This is a genomic window from Paraburkholderia phenoliruptrix (assembly GCF_047325075.1).
Taxonomy (GTDB): domain Bacteria; phylum Pseudomonadota; class Gammaproteobacteria; order Burkholderiales; family Burkholderiaceae; genus Paraburkholderia; species Paraburkholderia phenoliruptrix.
This window is the reverse complement of sequence record NZ_CP168531.1, coordinates 2,156,395-2,175,030: the sequence shown is the minus strand read 5'-3', so window position 1 is coordinate 2,175,030 and position 18,636 is coordinate 2,156,395. Positions and strand designations below refer to the sequence as shown.

Here is an 18,636-nt window from a genome sequence, read left to right as displayed (position 1 = left end):
TCAGTTCTGCGGCAAGCTGCCTGTGAGGCCGCCGCCCTGGCCGCCGCCGCTGCCCTGGTTCAGCGCGGAGCCGTACAGATCGGGAATGCGCGATTTGAACGACTGCATGTAGCGCCGATACGCAAGCCCCGCCTCTTCGCCGAGCATCGGCTGCGCGGCCGCGGCTTGCGCGTTGCTGCGCTGAAGCTCGAGCCATGCCGCGGTCGAATGCCCGACCTCGCTGCGTTGAACAGCCTCGCCCGCTCCTGCCGACTGTGCGCCCGCGTGAGCAGCCGCGCATGCCGCCAGCGCGAGCATCACCACACGCGCTGCGAGCCGCCACGGTATCTGGTTTCTTTCGTTCGTTTTCACGCTGCCTCCGCGGCCGTGCCGCCAGTTATTGTGCGAACCGTTGCAAGAGACGCGGCGCCGGTTCCATCGTGTTCTGCGTGCTCGCGACGGTCCCCGCGGGCGCGGCCATCCGGCTCTGCGGACCCGGCAGGCCCGTCGCGCCGGAACGCGCGCCGCCGCGCCCGGCGGCGACTACTTTCGCCGCGTCGCTGCGGATCGCCGCGCGCACGTCGAGTGCGAGCTTCTGCTGGTTCATCAGCGCCTGCGCCTCGGCGGGCTGCCCGTTCGCGAGCAGAAAAAGCGCGATATTGCTCACGATCTTCGGATTGGCCGAATCGAGTTCGGCGGCCTTCATCAACGGCACGCGCGCGCCGGCGACGTCGCCCGCACGCAGGCGCGCGTAGCCGAGGTCGGACAGCACCGTCGCATCGGTCGGCGCGAGCTGCGCGGCTTGTTGCAGCTCGCTCGCGGCGAGCCCGAAGTCGCCCTGCGCGCCCTCAATCAGCCCGAGCCCGCGATGCGCACGCGCCGCCAGCGGCGTCGGCAGCAACTGCCGGTAGGCGGACGCGCTCGCCTCAGGCTGCCCGGTCATGCGCAGCGCATCCGCGCGCAGCAGGATCGAATCGGGCGTGGCGCCGTACTGTTTTTCGTACGCGTCGATATGCGCGAGCGAGGCAAAGTAAAGCCCCTGCGACTGCATCCGGTCGATGAGCCCCAGATACATGCCCGGTGTGTCGGGCGCCGGATCGCGATTGGCCTGCTGGAGCAAGGCTTGGCGCTCCGCCTGCGGGCCGACGCCGTAGCCCGACTGCTGCGACGCGCAGGCACCGAGCAAGACGAACGCGCAGGCAGCGCAAGCGCCACGTGCCGCACGTCGCGACGAATATTTCCGAATCCTGATCAATGCCATGGCTCTTTCCTTACCGATGCATCGCCTTCAGCGAGTGCGACACCGACAACACGCCCGGCCCGGCGGTGACGATCATCAGCGCGGGAAGCAGTGTCAGGATCATCACGCCGGTCATTTTCACCGCCATCCGGCCGATGCGTTCGCGCAGCATCGCGCGGCGCGTTTCGCGCAGCCGGTCGCCGAACTGCTTGAGCGGTTCCTGCACCGCGCCGCCGTGCCGGTCCACCTGAATCAGCAGGCGCACGACCGCGCGCAGGTCTTCGTTTTCGAAACTCGACGCGAGCCGCGACAGCGACTGCTCGCGCGTGCGTCCGGCGGCGAACTGACGCTGCGCAATGTCGAGTTCGCTCGACAGCACCGGCAAGACGCCGCGAAAATCGTTGACCATCACCTGAAGGCTTTGATCGAGCGACAGCCCGACGCCCTGCAAAAGCCGCAACAGGTCGACGAGCATCGGCAGTTCGTCGACGACCGCGCCGCGGCGCGCCGCCGCGCGCCGGCGCAACACGACCTTCGGCGCCATCACGCCGCACACGAACGCGACGATGACGACGAGCACATAGCGCGGACCTTCGACGTGCGCGTGCCCGAGCGCGCCGGCGACGAGCGGCAGCACAATCGCGCCGGCCACGCGGGCGATCAGGAACAATCCGCGCGCGCGGGCGTCGACGAAACCGCATTGTTCGAGCAGCCGCCGGTCTTCCTCCGCGACCACCTGGCGGCCCACCGACGTGTCGAGCCAGCGAATGCCGGCGCCGGCGCATCGTTCGAGAAAGCCTTTCATGCCGGGCGCGCGTGCGATGCCGGCCGCCGCGCCGGCCGCATTCGAGGCGCCTCGCGCATGCGGTCCACTCGCGGCACTCGCCGCACGGAACGCGCTTGCCGCACCGGCCGCGTGTGCCCCATGGAGTGACGCATGCGCCGCCGTGCCGCCGTGAACGCCGCGCGCATTCGCCGCCATCGCGCTGTGCAGCGCGCGCTCGTCGAGCGCATGGGCGAGCGTGCGCGCGCTGCGGCGGGCGGCGGCGAGGCGCGCGATCAGCAGGCCGGCGAGCAGCAGCAAGCCCGTGGCGGCGCACACGAGCGCAAGCGCGAAGAGTTCGGTCGGCTGCATCGTCAGGCCTTCAACCGGGCAAGCCGGTACAGCAGATACGCGCCCGTCAGTTGCAATGCGAACGCGATATAGAGAATCTGGCGGCCGCCTGGATCGAACCACATGGAGCCGAAATAGCGCGGGTTCGTCAGAATCAGAAAGCCGCCTATGCCGACCGGCAACATGCCGAGTACCCACGACGACAACCGCGTTTCAGACGACATCGCCACGAGCTCGCGTTCGGCGTGCTCGAGATCGCGCATGAACGACGACATGCGGTCGAGCATCACGTCGGCGCGGCCGCCATACTTGACTGAGAGCCGCAGCACCGCGCCCACCAGTTCGAGCTCGCGCGCGCCGTACAGCACGGCGACGTGAGAGAGCGCGCGGTCGATTTCGACGCCCGACCTCAGCATTCGCGAGACATGGTCGAGGCATTCGCGCAGCGGCGCCTCGGTGATTTGCAGCGAGGCCTGGAACGCGGCGGGCACGCTGTTGCCGAGCGTGATCAGACGCACGATACCGTCGAGAAACGACGGCAGTTGCCGCACGATCGCCTGACGGCGCCGGCTCGCGCGCATCGACATCACGAAGTAGAGAAATACCGCGCAGCCGCACAGCGTCACACCGGCGGCGAGCACGCCGCCCTGGCTCGCGGCCACGAGACACAAGATGGCGACAATGGCCGCGACGGCGACGATCGTCCCGCGCGCGTTACGCAGTCCGGCGCGGTTGAGCATCGCGCCGCACGCGTAGCGCGCGCGTGCGCCGAGATAACGCAGATACGCGTACCAGCCCGCGTCGGCGGCCGGCGCTTGCGGCGCGAGCGCGACAGCGGGCGCGGCGCGGCGCGCGGAGGCCGATGCCGCTCCAAAGGCTGCACCGGTGGACGCAGCGGAAGCCGCGGCGCCGCGCGGCGCGCCGCTTCCACTACTTGCACCGCTTACGCCGGTTGCACTCATTGCGCCGGCTGGGCCGCCCGCGTTCGCCGTGAATGCCCCTCCCGCCGCAGCCCCGCTCGAACCGCCCATCGCAGCCGTCGGCGCAGCGCTCTGCGCGGCGCTCATGCGGCTGTCGATAAAACGCTCGGCGCTCACCTGCTCCTTGCGTTGCGCACCGCGCTGCAGGATGAAGAGCGCAAGCGCCGCGCACAGCAGCGCGAGCGCGGCAACGATCAACGCTGCGCTAGACATTGAACCCGCCGCCAAAGCCACCGCCACCGCCGGACCCGCCGCCGCCCGTGAAGCCGCCCCTACCGCCCAGCCCGCCGCCGAACCCGCCGCCGAAACCTGCATCGCCGGCACCGACCGCGCCGCCGAGCGGCTGACGGAAGCGCGCGAGCTTCGGCGAATGCGGATGAATGCCGAGCGACACCCATTGATCGAGCTCGTCCCCGTCCGCCGACAGCACCGGCTCGTAGCGGTAAAGCTCCTGTGTCGCGATGATGTTGTCGGACAGGCCAGTTACTTCGGTGACCGACAGGATGCGGCGGCGGCCGTTCGAGAGCCGCCCGATCTGCACGATGAAGTCGATCGCGTTGGCGATCTGCCGGCGCAGGCTCGACTCGGTGCCCTGGAAGCCCGCGAATCCGGCCAGCATTTCGAGCCGGTACAAACACTCGCGCGGCGAACTTGCGTGGACCGTGCCCATCGAGCCGTCGTGGCCGGTGTTCATCGCCTGCAGCATTTCGAGCACTTCGCCGCCGCGCACTTCGCCGACGATGATGCGGTCCGGCCGCATGCGCAGCGTATTGCGCAACAGGTCGCGAATCGTCACGACGCCCGCGCCGTCGAAGCCGCCCGGACGGCTTTCGAGCCGCACCACATGCGGATGGTTCAGCGACAGCTCGGCCGTGTCCTCGATCGTCACGACGCGCTCCGGCTCGGGAATATGGAACGCGAGCGCATTGAGCAGCGAGGTCTTGCCCGAGCTCGTTCCGCCCGACACCAGCACGTTGCAGCGCGCCTGTACGGCAGCTTCCAGCAGCGCGCCGATCTCCGGGCTGTAGGTGCCGTTGCCGAGCAGATCGTCGGGGCGCAGCGGGTCCTTGCGGAATTTGCGGATGGACACGATCGGACCATCGATGGACAGCGGCTCGATCACCACGTTGACGCGTCCGCCGTTGGGCAGGCGCGCATCGACCATCGGATTGGATTCGTCCAGACGCCGGCCGATCGGCGCGAGAATGCGCCTCACGATACGCAGCAGGTGCGCGTTGTCGGCGAAACGCACCGGTATCTTCGTGAGAATGCCGTGGCGCGACACGTACACGTCGTTGTAGCCGTTGATCAGAATGTCCTCGACCGCCGGGTCGTTCAGCAGATCCTCGATCGGGCCGAAGCCCGCGAGTTCCTTGGTCAGCGCATCGGCGATCGCGCGCACCTCCACCTCGTTGATCGGAATGCGCCGCAGCCGCACGAAGCTGTCCATTTCCAGATCGACGAACTGATTGATCGCGTTGCGCGACCAGCGGCCGAACTCCGAACCGAGTTCCTCGATGCGCGTGAGCAGATGTTCGTGCGCGGCGTTCTTGATGTCCTGGAACTGCTGCGTGTGCGCGAACGACGGCGCGTTGTCGGCGAATTCGATTTCTTTTGCCATCGTCTATGACCGTCTGGAGGAAGTGGGGATGAAGCGCCTGAGCGCGTCCAATGCCGATTTGCGGCGCGGCGGCGCGCTCGCGTGCGCCGGGCCCGCGAGCCGCTCGATCAGCAGTTCGAGCGCGCGCACGTAAGGGTCGCGCGCGGCCGCGTCGGCGAGCAGCAAGCCCTGGTTCGCCGTCTGTCCGAGGGCCACGCGCCGGTCGGGCAAACTGGCGACGAGCGGCAGGTCGAGGCGCTCGGCGATCTGCGCGGCGCCGAGGCCGAGATCGGCGTCGAACCTGTTTACGATCAGCCGGACGTTGGCCGTGTCCGCGCCCGCCTCGCGCAAGGCTTCCAGCACGCCGACCGCCGACACGATCGACGCCACGCCCTGATCGCAGACGAGCCACGCTTCGTCGGAGGCCCGCACGACCTGCGCGATGAACTCCATGTTCGAGAAGCCGCCGAGGTCGACGATCTGCTGGTCGAAAAAGGCGCGCAGCCGGTTCAGCAAACCGATGGACGACGAATACGAGATCTCGCGCATGTCGGCGAGATTGGGCGGCAGTGTGGTGAACGCGAGCCCGCTCGCGTGATGCGACAGCGCCGTGTGCACGAAGGTCTGGTCGAAGCGCCGCAAATTTCGCACGGCTTCGACGAAATGAAAGTCGCTGCGCGTATTCAGCATGAGCAGGCCGTCGCCGGCCGGCAAGCCGAGATCGAGCAAGGCCGCCTGCCTGCCCTGCTGCGCATCGCGCCTTTGCAGCATCACCGCCAGATTGGTCGCGAGCGTGCTCACGCCCATGCCGATGCGCGCGCCGATAAGCGCGGTCACGCGGCCATGGCGGCTCACCGGCTCGACGAGATTGTCGAGCACCTGCTGCGTGATGCGCAGCGCGTCGGCCGCCTGCGCCGACAGGTCGATGAAGTCGCGCACGCCCGCGCGCAAGGCGGCGAGCGCGCTTTCGGGCTCGGCGAGCGAACCGGTCGCGACGATCTGCAGGCCGGGATAGTGCGCGCGCACCGCGCTCGTCGCCGCACTCGCAGCCGCGCCGCGGCCGCCCGAAAAATCGACGAAGACGAGCGACGGGTTGAGCGTGCCGATGCGCTGCGTGAGCATCGACGGATCGAGCGTGACCGCTTCGACCGCACCGGCGGCGAGCAACGTCTCCGAAAGCCAGTGCACGTGTTCGTCGTCGAGCGACGCGAACACGAAATAGTCGGCGACGGTCCGGTCAGTCAATGAGTGCGTTCTTGCGTTCATCGTGCCCATCCTCTTGCGGCATCGGCGCGAACCCGCTGGCCGTTGCGTTGCGCACCGCGGCGTGGCTGCGAGCGACGCGCGCCGCCCGCGCAGCTGCCATGCACACAACTGCGCACACGCCTGCAGATGCACACGCGCACGTGCCTCGTTGCCGCCTGCCTGCGCGCGCTCATTTCGAAAAACCCGGCGCCGCGTCGCGCGCCGCCACGCCGCCCAGCAACGAGCGCCATACCGGTGCGTTGCGCTGCTCGGACTGCTCGCCCGGCGTGGCCGGCAAGGTCGCGCCTTTGGCGAGCGGCGACACCAGATGCGGCGTCACGATAATCACCAGTTCCTTGTCGTTCTGCTGATAGTTGAGCTGCTTGAAAAATGCGCCGATCACGGGCAGGTCGCCGAGCAGCGGCACCTTGGCCACGTTCGAAATGGTTTCGCGGTCGATCAGACCGCCGATCACGAAGCTCTCGCCATCGCCGAGTTCGACGGTGGTGTCGGTGCGGCGCGTGGTGATCGCGGGCACCGACACGCCGCTGATCGTCACCGCGTTCGCGAAGTCGAGCTGGCTCGCCTCGGGCGCGACCTTCAACGCGATGCGCTGCGGGCTCAGCACGGTCGGCGTGAGCGTGAGACCGACACCGTACGGCTTGTATTCGATCGACGTCGTGCCGAGACCCTGGGGAATCGGCACCGGAATCTCGCCGCCTGCCAGAAAGCTCGCGCTCTGACCGGACAGCGCGACGAGCGTCGGCTCGGCGAGGATCCGCGCGAGGTTGTTGCTTTCCATGAGGCTCAGGTCGGCGAACAGTCCGTGCGTGGCCGAGTTGAACACCAGGTTGAACGCCGACGAGATCGGCGCAACCGAGTTGAAGGTCGGCGTCGCGCCGTAGGTCGCCGAGCTGAGCGCCGACGGCGCGAACGAGCCGAACGTGAAACCGTTGTTCTGCTTGAGGATGTTGAGCCCCACCTGCTTGAGCACCGTGCGGCTGAACTCGACCACGCGCACGTCGACCTGGACGACCGAGCGCGTCGCAACCGTGGAGCTGTCGTAGATCTGGGTGCCGCTTTCGCCCCCGCTTGCGCCGCCATTCGCGGCGTTAGCGCCCGCCAAGGCCGAAGCGACGCCGGTTTTGCCGCCCGCGCCGCCGTTGGCCGCACTGCCGAGCGTCGCGCGCTGATGCGCCTCGATCCCGGCGGCCGCCACCGCACGCTGATGGGCTTCCATGGTCGGCGCGCTGCCCGAAATCAGCGCCGTGTCGCCGAGCACCTTGACCGCCGGCGTGTCCGGCCCGAGCAGGCTCTTCGCGGCCGGCGAGCTCACGTTGACGACATACGACAGCGGGGCGTCCTTGCCCTGCTCCCACAACATGACGTTGGTGCTGCCGGGCGACTTGCCGATCAGCAGCACGCCGCCCGTCCTGTCGCCGCGGATGACCAGCACATCCGCGACGCTCGGGTCGCCGATGGCCACGCGCCGCAGCGTGTGCCCGCTCGCGAGCGACTGCTGCGAGCCGGCGACGATGTCGAGTGCCTGCACCCCGCCCGCCGCAAAACCCGCCGCAAAACCCGCCGGCGAAACCGCCATCGACGCGCCGCACAGCAGCGCCGTCATTCCGTACTCGAAAATGCGTTTATTCATCTTTTTATGGACGCGCGTGGCCGCACGCTCCCTGAAACCGCTATCGGGCGACCGTTTCGGCGCGCCCACCCCGTATCACTTCGATTGCGCCGCTCCCTGCCGTCCCCGCACGATTCACGACCCGCGTGACAGGCGGCGCGAGATGCGGCGCAAGCTGCACGCGCGGCGCGGCATTGCCGGTGCTTCCGACTCCGCCCGCACCACCCGACAGCGCGTCGAGCGAGACCCCCGCCGCCGCGCGCGTCGAATCGCCGGGCGGCACGGCGCCACCCGTCAGCGTCGAGGCCTTCAGCACGCCGGGCAGCGGCGCAAAGGCGCCGGCGTCGATTACTTCGTTATCCTTCGGATTACGCAGCGCGAACACGAGTCGCCCGGAAGTCTCGGCGAGCGTCAGGCGGTCCACGTCGGCGACCGGCACGGCGAGCACCGCGGTGCGCACCATGCCGTTCGGATCGCCCGACGTGTCGCCGGCCGCCGTCGCGTTGCCGAACGCGAGCACGCGCAGCTTCGACATCAGAAGACGCGCCTGCGTGTGCTCGATCTCGCCGCCGCTGCCGAGGTTGCCGTCGCGCTTCAGGGTGAAGAACACATCGACGAAATTGCCCGGCCGCAAGCGGTTGCCGACTGCATTCGATTCCTCGACGCGCACCGCCACCGCGCGCTCGCCCGGCTGGATCCGCTCCGCGAGTCCCGACGACAGTTGTTCTTCGAGCACGGGAGCCTCGGCGCCGATGTCGGCGGCCGGCACGCGCCCGGCGACAAGCGACGGGTCGGCGAACGCGCCGTTCGGGTTGATCGGCAGCGGCTGTACGCGCAGCGCGTCGGCGGCGATCGGCTTGCCTGCCGGCAGCACGCGCGTCGCGACGACCACCGGAAACACCGTTTGCCTGACGGACGCGACGGACGCGGGCGCCGGCCGGCGCAAGAGCGTCACGGCAAAGAGGCCGAGCAACAGCGCAAGGCCGATGAGTGCGCCGGCAGCGATGCGGGTGAGCTTCAGCATGACGGCCCGCCCCGCGAATCGCATGCGGCGGCGCGGCCGCGAGGCGCGGTTGAAAAAGCGCCGCTTGACGGCACAGAAGCGTGTGCGTAAGTCACAGTATGTTCACCGGATTGAGTTGCACCGTGGCGGTACTGGTCAGGTTGTCGGGCAGCACGAGGCCGAGCAAAGGCAGGTTCGGAATCAGCGGATGCGCCGCGTAGTCGTAGGTCAGGGTCACTGCAAGGCAGGTCATGGCGGGCTGATAGCTGCACGCGGCGGGCACCGTCTGACATGCCGCGGTGCTGATCAATTGCGCGACCATGCTGGTTGCGGTGGTGCACGCGGCCGCGGCGCGCAGGTTGATCGCGGCGGTGACGTCGCTCGCTTTCTGATAGTTGAGCGCGGCGCGCGCGCCTTCCTCGCTTGCCAGCGTGAGGCTTTGCTGCGCGACGAAGATCAGACTGAAGGTCACGATCGCATAGAACACGCAGAAGAAGAGCGGGAACACGAGCGCGAACTCGATCGCAGTGGCGCCGCGCTGAGTGCGCTGAGTGCGCTGAGTGCGCCGGGCGCGCCGGAAAGGCCGGCTCCGTGCGTGAGGGCTCGTGTGCGGCTTGTTGCTCGCAGGTTGCCGGGGCGTGGTCATCGGGCGCCTCCGGCAAGGACCCGCGCGGCGATCTGTACGGCCAGCCAGACCAGCAACGGCACGGTGAGACACGCGGCGAACGGCGTCGCGCGCCGGCCGGCGAGTTCGAAAGTCGGCGCCCGGCGTGCAAGCAAGGCGGCCACGGGCGTGCGCGTCGCGACGAGCACGCACAGCGCATGCAGCCCCGCGACGACGCTTGCCACCGCCCACAACCCGATCAGCGCGTGCATGCCGCACCAGGCGCCGAGCACCGCGAATACCTTGACGTCCGCAGCACCCATCACGCCGAAGGCGAAGAACGGCAGCAGCGCGACAAGGCCGACGGCTGCACCCGCGGCCGCCTGAGCCGCGGATAAGCCGAATGGACCCATGTCTAATAAGGCACACAAAAACGCCGCTATCAAACCCGTAATGACAAGTGCATTGGAAATACGCCGGCTGCGGTAATCGCTAATAGCGACACACGCACACCAGAGCATGAATAAAAGAAGTACGGACGATACTTGCATATTGGACTCGACAGGCGCGTAAATTCACCCGGACCGCAATCGCAATCCGGGTGCGCCTATCAGGCAAAGGTCTCGACAGCAAATAAAACCGTAAGCCGGCAGATTAACAGCGCCTTACGCCTTACTCACCCAGACCCGCACCAACTTCTATTTAATAGCGGGCAAAAGCGCAGCGACCGTCTGGAATGCGGTATTGAGCTGCGTACCGAGACCCTGCACGGTCGAGCCGATAACGACAACGATCAGGCCCGCGATCAGGCCATATTCGAGCGCTGTCACGCCCCGGTTATCTCTCAGGAAGCTTGCGGCGAACTTTTTCATTCCTACCCTCGATCTTTGATTTATTCGTCTTTCTATATATGCCGCCCCGGCGGCGACGTGCTGCGCGCGGCACCGCTGGTCTCCTTCCCGGTGCGGCCTGCTGCGTCGCCATGGCCTTCGGATTGCGGCCGGCCTTGCTAAAACGGATGCGTATGAGCTGTCTGTTCGATAACCCACCTCCTCGTGTATCCGCGCGACTTTCGCGTTTTATAGCCGAACAATCTTATTTAAGCAATTGTCCTTTGCCCGCGGACATGCCTGCCCGTCTGTTTGTTCTCATGCACATAGGTTAACGGTTGTTCGTGCGTTGCAGCACATAGTATTAACCATAACTTTGAATCGTTGCACTAATTATTTGTTTGAACCCGACGTTTCAAGCGGTGCCCCGCCCCGCGCGCGCTCGCGTTACGGCGAAATCCGTAACGGCGAGCAAGGGTCGTTACGTTACGCAGCCTGCGCCGATACGCCGCCGCGCATTTCTTTCGACCGGTTTCTGATTTAGCGTCTACTCCATCAAATTCAGCAACGCCTTATTCGATAAGGTCTTGCGGCACACATTCGAAAATCGTCGCTATTGCTCAGTCGAAATGGCATGGGTCCTGCAGAGATAGTCCGCAGCAGCACCACACAACACATGCGATGCGAGGGCGACATGCATATTCAAACGACCAACACCACGAGCACCACCCACACCACACACAACGGGAAGACGGCCAGCCTCACGTTGCGCACCACGCTGATCGCCGCGGGCGTCGCAGCGCTGCTTTCCCTCGGCGCCTGCGGAGGCTCGGGAAGTCTCAGCTCGGGCACCGGCAGCAAAGGCAGCGGCTCGGCGGGCGGCACGCTGTCGACGGCAAGCGGCAGCGGCTCAATGGGCTCAGCCGGCTCCGGCAGCAAGTCGAATACGGACACCACCAACACGAACACCAATCCGGATACGCACACGGACCCCGGCAGCGACCCGACCACGACTCCGGTCGCGAATGCGGTCGGCACGGTCGCGGGCAATACGGGCGGCGTGATCGGCGACGGCGGCTCGACGGTCTCGAGCGTCGGCACCACGATCGGCTCGCAGACGCTGCCGGGTGTAAGCCCGCAGACCACCCAGGCTGCGGGCGGTGTCGTGCAGCAAGTCGGCGCAGCGGTATCGACGCTCGGCAGCGGCGTCACGCAGGGCCTCGGCCAGCTCGGCACGGGCGGCAATCCCGTGGGAACGACTGTGTCGAGCCTTGGCGGCGTCGTCGGGCATGTGGGCGGCGCGGTCGCGGATACGGGCAGCCTCGTGACCAGCCTCGGCAGCGGGCCGCTCGCCCCGTTGTCCGCGATCACGACGCCGCTCGGCGGCGCCGTCACCACGGTCGGCGGCGCAGTTTCCAATGGCGGCAGCGTGCTCGGCACGGCGCTTTCGACGGGCCCGGTTCAACAGGTCACGCAGACACTGAGCACCGCGATCACGCCGATCACGTCGATGGTCGCATCGACCACGCAGACAGTCGGCGGCACCACAGGCCTCGGTGCGCCGGTCAACACGCTGCTGTCGACGCTCGGCGGCGGACTCGCGCAAGGCGGCACGCTGCTGGCTGCGACGGGCGGCAATCCTGTCACCACCGCACTCGGCCGCACCGTGACGGACACGGGCACGACGCTCGCCTCGGCTGGCGGGCTAGTGACGGGCGGCACCGGCGGCAATCCGCTCGCGCCGCTGACGAGCGCGTTAGGCGGACTCACGGGCGGCACGGGCACTGGACCGCTCGCGCCGGTGACGGGCGTGCTGAGTGGCCTTAATGGCGGCACGGGCAGCGGGCCGCTCGCGCCAGTGACGGCTGCGTTGGGCGGCCTGACGGGCGGTACCAGCGGCGGCTCCCTCGCCCCTGTCACCGGCGTGCTGTCGAGCGTGACGAGCGGACTCAGCGGCGCGGCGGGCGGCAGCAGCGGCCCGCTTGCGCCCGTCACGGGCTTGCTGTCGACGGTCACCGGCGCAATCGGCAGCGTGACGCCGCCGACGGCCGCGCCAATCTCGGGCACCTCGGGCACCACGAGCGGCGCGCCGACCGGCGTGTCCCTCACGGGCAGCTCGGGCAACGCCACCACGAGCAATCCGCTCACGCCTGTGACCTCGCTGGTCGGCGGCCTGCTCGGCGGATTGTCGAAGAAGTAAGCGCAACCGCGCGCACCCAAGCGAACGCAAAACGGAGCACGCGTCGTGACCCGATTCACGCGAGCCACGCAGATTCACGCGATGCCCCCGCGACTGACAAACATCCGCGCAGGCCCGCCAGGCGACGCCCGCTGCAATGTTCAAGCGCGGCCTTCGGGCCGGCTTCGAATGCGCGTTTCTTACGACTTTGAATACCGCTTTGAATACGGCGCGCCGCCCCGCATCGAAAAGGCGGCGCTCTCCACCACAGCAAACACGATTGCCGGAAGGCATTGAGGAGCCCACATGTCCACACCCCGCCTGCTTGACCGCCATCCCGCCGCAACAGCCTTCATGTCGCTGCGCACGCCGCTGATCGCCGTGGCCGTTGCGGGCCTCGTCGCCGCGTGCGGCGGCAGCACCGTCAACTCCCCGCCGACATCGAGCACCGGTAGCGGGAGCGGCTCCGGATCAACCGGCAGCGGCGGCACCACCACGACCACGACAGGCAGCTCGGGCGCCGTGACCGGCGCAGCCAAGACCACCGGCGACCTCGGCTCGGTGATCGCCGCGCAGACGATTCCCGGCTTGAGCCCGCAGGTCACGCAAGGTCTCGGCAATGCCGTATCGGGCACCAGCAGCACGCTGAACTCGGTCGCCAATGCGCTCAGCAGCGGCCTCGGTCAGATCGGTACAACGCCGAATCCTGTCGGCACCACGGTGGCCGGACTCGGCTCGGTGGTCAGCTCGACGAGCGGCGTCGTACAAGGGCTCAGCACTGCCGTCGACGGCCTCGGCAGCGGCAATCTCGCGCCGCTGTCGCCGGTGACGACGCCGTTGGCCGGCGCGCTGTCGACCACCGCGTCCGCGCTCAACGCGGGCGGCGCGACGCTCGGCAATACACTCGGCTCCGTGCCGGTTCAACAGATCACGCAGCCGCTCAGCACGGCGATCACGCCGCTCGTGACGACTGCGGGTCTCGTCACTCAGGCGGTCGGCACGCAGACCGGCCTTGGCGCACCCGTCGGCGGGCTGCTCGCTCAGGTCGGCGGCGCGTTGAGTTCGGCGGGCACACAGGTGGGCTCGGCGAGCGGCAATCCGGTAGGCGCCGATGCCGGCGCGCTCGTCGCTTCGCTCGGCAACACCGTGACGAACGCGGGCGGCCTCGTCAATCCAAACGGTCCGAACGGCGTGCTGCCGATTCCAGGACTGATCACGAGCCTCGTCGGCAGTACGACCTTCAGCGTCGCCAACGGTGCGCCGTCGAACAGCAACCCGCTCGGCCCGCTGCAAAGCACGCTCACCAGTGTCGGCCTCGGCGGCGATCCGCTCGGCTCGATCTCGACGCTGCTCGGCGGCACCCCGCTCGCCGGTGCCGGCTCGGGGCTAAGCAGCGCACCGCTCGGCTCGCTGACGTCGGCGGCCGGCGGTTCGGGCGGCGCGGCCGGGCCGCTTTCGCCGCTGCAATCGCTGACCGGCGCGCTGGCGGGCGCGGCGGGCAGTGCCGGCGGCTCGGGCGGCAGCGCTCAGGCGCTCGCGCCAGTTACCGCGCTCGTCGGGCAACTGACGGGCACATTGAGCGGCGCCGCCGGCTCGACTTCCTCGAGCGGTTCGACGAGCAGCAATCCGGCGAGCGGACTGACCACGTTGCTCGGCGGCCTTGTGCCGGCAAACCGTAAGTAGTCTTAATAAATGGTATCGACGCGGCGCGCATCGCACCTGGCGGGAACGATTCACTGCCCGCAGGCGATGCCATGCGCGCCGCGCGCTTGCCCGCTGCATTCAAGCTTCACGCAGGACATGACGTAATACATGACGGGACGGCACCCTCCGTCCGGCCATACATAAGCGGGCGCCGTCGGCGGCAAGGCCATGCCGCGTCACGACAGGCGCACGTAAAACAAGACGGCATACGAGGATAATCCGATGAAACTCGGGTACGGCAGCACATGGACCTTCGTGCTTGCGGCGTTCGTCGCGAGCGCAATAGAAGCGCCGGCGCACGCGCAATCGCGCCCGCCGGCAGTGGCCGGCGGCAATCCGTTGGGCGGCAATCCTCTCGGCGGCACACCGCTCGACTCGCTGCCGCAAATCAAGGCGCCCAACAAGGGCCCGAATGTGACAGTGCAGGTCGCGCCGCAAGCGCCTCAACTCCAGGAACTGCTGGCGCGTCATCTGACGCCGTCGCGCGTGCAGGTCGAAGGCGTCAAGTCCCTTCCCTTCGACGAAGTCGCCCAGCGCTTCACGCCGCTCGTCGGCAAGGACACGACCATCGGCGATCTGATCGAGGTCGCCAACGGCGTCACGAAGCTCTACCAGGAGCGCGGCTTCGCGCTGTCGTTTGCGTTCATTCCGGCGCAGACATTCGACGGCGGCGTCGTGCGCGTCACCGTGGTGGAAGGCTACGTGTCCGCCGTCAAGGTGACCGGCAAGGCCGGCGCGGCGGAGGACAAGATTCGCGCGATCGCCGATCACATCACCGCGGACCGGCCGCTGCGGCGCGCGACCTTCGAGCGCTACATCAACGTGCTGGGCCTCTTGCCCGGCGTGAAAGTCGCCGCGAACGTGCCGCCGCCGCAAAACACGGACGGCGCGACCACGCTCGAACTCAACGTCGAACGCAAACCCTTCGATGTCAGCACCGGCATCGACTTCAACCATCCCGGCGTGCAAGGCCTGCTGACGACGACCGAGAATGGCCTGACCGCGCTCGGCGAGCAACTGAGCATCTCGGCGCTGCTGCCGAAAGGCCGCGACAACGTCACCTATCTCGCCGCGCATGCTACCGTGCCGATCGGCAGCAACGGCCTCATTTCGAAGTTCGACGCGTCGCACTATCGCGGCAATCCGGTCAACAATCCCGGCTTGCCGTCCTATGTCGAGCGCACGGTGATCAACGATAAAATTGGCGGCTCGCTGGCCTATCCGATCCTTTTGAGCAATACGCAAAGCGTGATCGGCACGGCGTCGGTCTATGCATCGCACGACGAAGACCGCTATCACAATCAGCCAACCGGCGTGCAGATCGGGCTGCGCTCGCAGGTGCGCGTGATGCAGTTGCAGGCGGACTACACCAGCGTGCAAACCGGCCAGGTGCGTCGCGCGAGCCTGAACGTGGCCAAGGCGTTCGACATTCTCGGCGCGTCGAAATCGGGCGATTCGAACGTGCCCGGCGCGAGCGTCAATAATCCCGCTTCGATAAATTTCGTGCGCACGGGGGCCAGCTTTTCGCAAACCAACGAGTGGCCGTTCAAGATCGGTACGGCTATTTCGCTGACGGGGCAATACAGCCCAGTTTCGCTGCCGACCTCCGAGCAGATCGCCTTCGGCGCGCAGCGTTTCGCGCAAGGGTACCAACCGGGCGAAGCGTCCGGCGATTCGGGCTGGGGCGCGATGTTCGAGATCAACCGCGCGTTCACGCCCGGCTTCACGTACTTGCGCACGTTCACACCTTACATTTCCTTCGATATGGCGCGCGTCTATCTGCATGCGGGCACGCCGTCGCCGTCGCGGCTTGCGTCGATTGCGTTCGGCTTTCGCATCAGCGACGCGAAGTATTACAGCCTGGATCTGTCCGTGGCGAAGGCCGTCGGCGATGCCCCGGTGGAGAGCGCGTCGCGCAGCCCACGGATCAATGCGACGTTCTCCTATCAGTTGAACTGAACGAGGTGAGCCGGAAGTGCCGCCGCCCGATTAGAGGTTCCACTATCAAACCGCGGGCGCATTTTTTCGCGCACTTCACGTATTCTGCATCGATCACATGAAGCGGCCGTGCGAGAGCCGCGAACCGGACCCCGTGTGCGGCGCGCAAGGAGAACCCCAAGGCATCACGCGGCAACGCAAGGCAAACGCCTGACGCGCTGCCAATAACGCTGCGCGACCACGATCGCGCTGTCTTTTATCAAGGAGGAAGACAATGATGCAGTTCACCCAACGTGCCCGCGCCGCCGCGCTTCGTACAGCGAAACATACCGCTCTTGCGGGCGTCCTGCTCGCGAGCGCCGTCAGCGCGATGGCGCAAGCCGACACGCCCGTGGGCACCTGGCAGACCATCGACGATCACACCGGCCAACCCAAGGCGCTCGTGCAGATCGCCCAGGACGGCAACGGCACGCTGAGCGGCAAGGTCATCAAGGGGCTCGGCCCGAATGACCAGCCGGATCGCCGCTGTACCGCCTGCACCGATGCGCGCAAGGATCAGCCGATTCTCGGCATGACCATCATTAACGACATGAAGCAGGACGGCGATGCCTGGGATCACGGGCAGATTCTCGACCCGGAAAACGGCAAGGTCTACAAGTGCAAGATGCACCTGGAAGACGGGGGGAACAAACTGGTTGTGCGTGGATATATTGGCGTGGCGCTGCTTGGCCGCTCGCAGACGTGGGTCCGCCAGCAATGACGGATGCGCATTAGCCGCACTGAGCAGCTTGCGAGCTCAACACGGAAACGGCCGACGATACGATCGTGCGGCCGTTTTTTCTACGCGCTGCCGCGTGATTCGCGTCCTCATGCAGCGTGTTTGAAAGGCGACGCGAAAGCAAACGGAGACGACGGCAGCGGCTTGGCCGGCGGCGGACTATAAACCGCGGGCGCCACTGGAGCGGCTGCCTTCTCCGCGGCGACGACACCCCTCTGTTCCGCGCTCAGATGCGTGCGCATGCGGGCTTCCATCATGGAGCAGAGTTCCTCGCTCGCGGCGCCGAAGAGCTGCTCCATGACGCGTTTCAACACGCCCGACTGGTACCACGCCTTGAACCGGCGATGACACGTTTGATACGACGGGTATTTACGTGGCATGGCTGACCACGTGGCGCCGCTGTACATCACCCACAGCACGCCGTTGAGCACCGAGCGCGTGTTGGCCAGCGGGCGGCCCCGCAATTCGGAGCGCGGGCGCAGTTCGGGCAGCAACGGCGCGATGCGTTGCCACTCTTCGTCATTGATGTCGCGGTAAGGGTTCATGGCTTCTCCTTTGTCAGATACCCGACAAAGATAGCCACTCGCCTGAAACCAGAACATCGGAGCAATCCGAATCCTGAAAATGCGCCTGTCGGGCCAGTCCGCTACCCGAAGACGCCACGACCTATCGCAAAAGCACGCGGCGACCGGCCTGCGCCCCCCTTATCACGTCAGCGACGTATCGACGATCCGGCGCGGCGCGTCCAGATACTCCTTGCTCTGCATCTCGACGATGCGCGACACCGTGCGCGTGAATTCGTTGGCCATCGGGCCGTCCACATAAAGCTGCTCGGGCGGCACCGCGGCGGACATCAGCAGCTTCACCTTGTGGTCGTAAAACACGTCGATCAGCCATGTGAAGCGGCGGGCCTCCGACGCCATGCGCGCCGACATCTGCGGGACGGCGGAGAGGATCACCGCGTGGAAACGGCTCGCCAGTTCGAGGTAGTCGTTCTGCGAACGCGGACCACCGCACAAGGTCGCGAAATCGAACCAGACGACGCCGTCGGCCTTGCGCAGCGCCTTCAACTCGCGCTTTTCGATGTGCAGGATCGGGCTCTCGTCAGGCACGGCGGCAAGACGCGCGAACGCGTCGCGCAGCGCCTTGTCGGCGGCCGCGCCGAGCGGCGTGTGATAGACCTCCACTTGCGCGAGCGTGCGCTGTCGGTAGTCGATGCCCGCATCGACGTTGATCACATCGAGCTTCTGCTTGATCAGTTCGATGGCCGGCAGCATGCGGTCGCGGTGCAGGCCGTCCGGGTACAGCGTGTCCGGGTCGTAGTTGGACGTCATCACGAACTGCACGCCATTTTCGAACAGCTTGTCGAGCAGGCGGTACAGAATCATCGCGTCGGCAATGTCCGACACGTGGAATTCGTCGAAACAGATGAGCCGGTAGCGTTTCGCCACGCGGCGCGCGAGTTCGTCGAGCGGATCGGCCTGGCCTTTCAGTTCCTCGAGCTCGCGATGCACTTCGCGCATGAACTCGTGGAAATGCAGCCGCGTCTTACGCTGCACCGGCACGATCATGTAGAAGCTGTCCATCAGGAAGCTCTTGCCGCGCCCCACGCCGCCCCACATGTAGACGCCGCGCGGCTGATCGGGGTGATTGATGAGCTTCTTGAACGCGTTCGAGCGACGCGACTTGTACTCGACCCACTCCTCGTAGCACCGCTGCAGACGGTCCACCGCCGCGCGCTGCGCCGGGTCCGATTGATAAGCCCGCGTCTGCAGTTCTTTTTCGTAGTATTCGGTGACGTTCATTGTG

Annotated in this window: 17 protein-coding genes; 4 read left to right on the top strand and 13 right to left on the bottom strand. The window is 66.9% G+C overall.

Going from position 1 to position 18,636, the window contains the following annotated elements:
- The 11 genes from ACEN8U_RS21830 to ACEN8U_RS21780 form a co-directional block, all read right to left on the bottom strand.
- Positions 1 to 351, bottom strand: coding sequence for a DUF3613 domain-containing protein (locus ACEN8U_RS21830; protein WP_310110102.1), 351 nt, complete (start codon positions 349 to 351; stop codon positions 1 to 3).
- A gap of 25 nt (positions 352 to 376) precedes the next feature.
- The gene (locus tag ACEN8U_RS21825; protein ID WP_310110100.1) at positions 377 to 1,240 is read right to left on the bottom strand and encodes a tetratricopeptide repeat protein; all 864 of its coding nucleotides are present in this window, start codon (positions 1,238 to 1,240) and stop codon (positions 377 to 379) included.
- Between the two features lie 10 nt (positions 1,241 to 1,250).
- The gene (locus tag ACEN8U_RS21820) at positions 1,251 to 2,354 is read right to left on the bottom strand and encodes a type II secretion system F family protein (RefSeq protein ID WP_310110098.1); all 1,104 of its coding nucleotides are present in this window, start codon (positions 2,352 to 2,354) and stop codon (positions 1,251 to 1,253) included.
- Between the two features lie 2 nt (positions 2,355 to 2,356).
- Positions 2,357 to 3,526, bottom strand: a complete 1,170-nt coding sequence (locus tag ACEN8U_RS21815) for a type II secretion system F family protein (RefSeq protein ID WP_310110096.1) — start codon at positions 3,524 to 3,526, stop codon at positions 2,357 to 2,359.
- Positions 3,519 to 4,934, bottom strand: a complete 1,416-nt coding sequence (locus tag ACEN8U_RS21810) for a CpaF family protein (RefSeq protein WP_310110094.1) — start codon at positions 4,932 to 4,934, stop codon at positions 3,519 to 3,521. Before ACEN8U_RS21810 ends, ACEN8U_RS21815 begins: the two co-directional genes overlap by 8 nt.
- Before the next feature lie 3 nt (positions 4,935 to 4,937).
- Complete coding sequence (locus ACEN8U_RS21805; protein WP_310110092.1) at positions 4,938 to 6,179, bottom strand: fimbrial protein; 1,242 nt, start codon at positions 6,177 to 6,179, stop codon at positions 4,938 to 4,940.
- A 169-nt stretch (positions 6,180 to 6,348) separates the two neighbouring features.
- Complete coding sequence (locus tag ACEN8U_RS21800) at positions 6,349 to 7,812, bottom strand: type II and III secretion system protein family protein (RefSeq protein WP_310110090.1); 1,464 nt, start codon at positions 7,810 to 7,812, stop codon at positions 6,349 to 6,351.
- Positions 7,813 to 7,852: 40 nt separating this feature from the next.
- Positions 7,853 to 8,815 carry a Flp pilus assembly protein CpaB gene (gene cpaB, locus ACEN8U_RS21795; RefSeq protein WP_310110089.1) on the bottom strand — a complete coding sequence of 321 codons (963 nt, stop codon included), beginning with the start codon at positions 8,813 to 8,815 and terminating at the stop codon, positions 7,853 to 7,855.
- Between the two features lie 91 nt (positions 8,816 to 8,906).
- On the bottom strand, positions 8,907 to 9,440 hold the full coding sequence (locus ACEN8U_RS21790; RefSeq protein WP_310110088.1) for a pilus assembly protein: 534 nt from the start codon (positions 9,438 to 9,440) through the stop codon (positions 8,907 to 8,909).
- Positions 9,437 to 9,919 (bottom strand): prepilin peptidase, encoded by a 483-nt coding sequence (locus ACEN8U_RS21785; protein ID WP_310110401.1) that lies wholly within the window; start codon positions 9,917 to 9,919, stop codon positions 9,437 to 9,439. Before ACEN8U_RS21785 ends, ACEN8U_RS21790 begins: the two co-directional genes overlap by 4 nt.
- Positions 9,920 to 10,096: 177 nt before the next feature.
- Positions 10,097 to 10,270 carry a Flp family type IVb pilin gene (locus ACEN8U_RS21780; protein WP_013588069.1) on the bottom strand — a complete coding sequence of 58 codons (174 nt, stop codon included), beginning with the start codon at positions 10,268 to 10,270 and terminating at the stop codon, positions 10,097 to 10,099.
- A gap of 652 nt (positions 10,271 to 10,922) precedes the next feature.
- Between ACEN8U_RS21780 and ACEN8U_RS21775 the strand changes: the two genes are divergently transcribed.
- From ACEN8U_RS21775 to ACEN8U_RS21760, 4 genes are all read left to right on the top strand, one after another.
- Positions 10,923 to 12,428, top strand: coding sequence for a collagen-like triple helix repeat-containing protein (locus ACEN8U_RS21775; protein ID WP_310110087.1), 1,506 nt, complete (start codon positions 10,923 to 10,925; stop codon positions 12,426 to 12,428).
- 285 nt (positions 12,429 to 12,713) lie between these two features.
- Positions 12,714 to 14,090 carry a collagen-like triple helix repeat-containing protein gene (locus ACEN8U_RS21770; protein WP_310110086.1) on the top strand — a complete coding sequence of 459 codons (1,377 nt, stop codon included), beginning with the start codon at positions 12,714 to 12,716 and terminating at the stop codon, positions 14,088 to 14,090.
- 243 nt (positions 14,091 to 14,333) lie between these two features.
- Entirely contained in the window at positions 14,334 to 16,070 is a 1,737-nt protein-coding gene (locus tag ACEN8U_RS21765) for a ShlB/FhaC/HecB family hemolysin secretion/activation protein (RefSeq protein WP_310110084.1), read from the top strand.
- Positions 16,071 to 16,323: 253 nt separating this feature from the next.
- Positions 16,324 to 16,809 carry a DUF2147 domain-containing protein gene (locus ACEN8U_RS21760; protein WP_310110082.1) on the top strand — a complete coding sequence of 162 codons (486 nt, stop codon included), beginning with the start codon at positions 16,324 to 16,326 and terminating at the stop codon, positions 16,807 to 16,809.
- A gap of 107 nt (positions 16,810 to 16,916) precedes the next feature.
- On the opposite strand, the gene ACEN8U_RS21755 is transcribed toward ACEN8U_RS21760, so the two are convergent.
- Both ACEN8U_RS21755 and zapE read right to left on the bottom strand, forming a co-directional pair.
- Positions 16,917 to 17,429, bottom strand: a complete 513-nt coding sequence (locus ACEN8U_RS21755) for a transposase (RefSeq protein WP_368578259.1) — start codon at positions 17,427 to 17,429, stop codon at positions 16,917 to 16,919.
- Between the two features lie 105 nt (positions 17,430 to 17,534).
- Positions 17,535 to 18,632 (bottom strand): cell division protein ZapE, encoded by a 1,098-nt coding sequence (zapE, locus tag ACEN8U_RS21750; RefSeq protein WP_310110078.1) that lies wholly within the window; start codon positions 18,630 to 18,632, stop codon positions 17,535 to 17,537.
- Positions 18,633 to 18,636 lie beyond the last annotated feature (4 nt).

What these genes read in the sequence shown, in the direction of transcription:
- ACEN8U_RS21825 (WP_310110100.1), bottom strand. Translation starts at nt 1,240, where the DNA reads ATGGCATTGATCAGGATTCGGAAATATTCGTCGCGACGTGCGGCACGT.
- ACEN8U_RS21820 (WP_310110098.1), bottom strand. Translation starts at nt 2,354, where the DNA reads ATGCAGCCGACCGAACTCTTCGCGCTTGCGCTCGTGTGCGCCGCCACG.
- ACEN8U_RS21815 (WP_310110096.1), bottom strand. Translation starts at nt 3,526, where the DNA reads ATGTCTAGCGCAGCGTTGATCGTTGCCGCGCTCGCGCTGCTGTGCGCG.
- ACEN8U_RS21810 (WP_310110094.1), bottom strand. Translation starts at nt 4,934, where the DNA reads ATGGCAAAAGAAATCGAATTCGCCGACAACGCGCCGTCGTTCGCGCAC.
- ACEN8U_RS21805 (WP_310110092.1), bottom strand. Translation starts at nt 6,179, where the DNA reads ATGAACGCAAGAACGCACTCATTGACTGACCGGACCGTCGCCGACTAT.
- ACEN8U_RS21800 (WP_310110090.1), bottom strand. Translation starts at nt 7,812, where the DNA reads ATGAATAAACGCATTTTCGAGTACGGAATGACGGCGCTGCTGTGCGGC.
- cpaB (WP_310110089.1), bottom strand. Translation starts at nt 8,815, where the DNA reads ATGCTGAAGCTCACCCGCATCGCTGCCGGCGCACTCATCGGCCTTGCG.
- ACEN8U_RS21790 (WP_310110088.1), bottom strand. Translation starts at nt 9,440, where the DNA reads ATGACCACGCCCCGGCAACCTGCGAGCAACAAGCCGCACACGAGCCCT.
- ACEN8U_RS21785 (WP_310110401.1), bottom strand. Translation starts at nt 9,919, where the DNA reads ATGCTCTGGTGTGCGTGTGTCGCTATTAGCGATTACCGCAGCCGGCGT.
- ACEN8U_RS21780 (WP_013588069.1), bottom strand. Translation starts at nt 10,270, where the DNA reads ATGAAAAAGTTCGCCGCAAGCTTCCTGAGAGATAACCGGGGCGTGACA.
- ACEN8U_RS21775 (WP_310110087.1), top strand. Translation starts at nt 10,923, where the DNA reads ATGCATATTCAAACGACCAACACCACGAGCACCACCCACACCACACAC.
- ACEN8U_RS21770 (WP_310110086.1), top strand. Translation starts at nt 12,714, where the DNA reads ATGTCCACACCCCGCCTGCTTGACCGCCATCCCGCCGCAACAGCCTTC.
- ACEN8U_RS21765 (WP_310110084.1), top strand. Translation starts at nt 14,334, where the DNA reads ATGAAACTCGGGTACGGCAGCACATGGACCTTCGTGCTTGCGGCGTTC.
- ACEN8U_RS21760 (WP_310110082.1), top strand. Translation starts at nt 16,324, where the DNA reads ATGATGCAGTTCACCCAACGTGCCCGCGCCGCCGCGCTTCGTACAGCG.
- ACEN8U_RS21755 (WP_368578259.1), bottom strand. Translation starts at nt 17,429, where the DNA reads ATGTTCTGGTTTCAGGCGAGTGGCTATCTTTGTCGGGTATCTGACAAA.
- zapE (WP_310110078.1), bottom strand. Translation starts at nt 18,632, where the DNA reads ATGAACGTCACCGAATACTACGAAAAAGAACTGCAGACGCGGGCTTAT.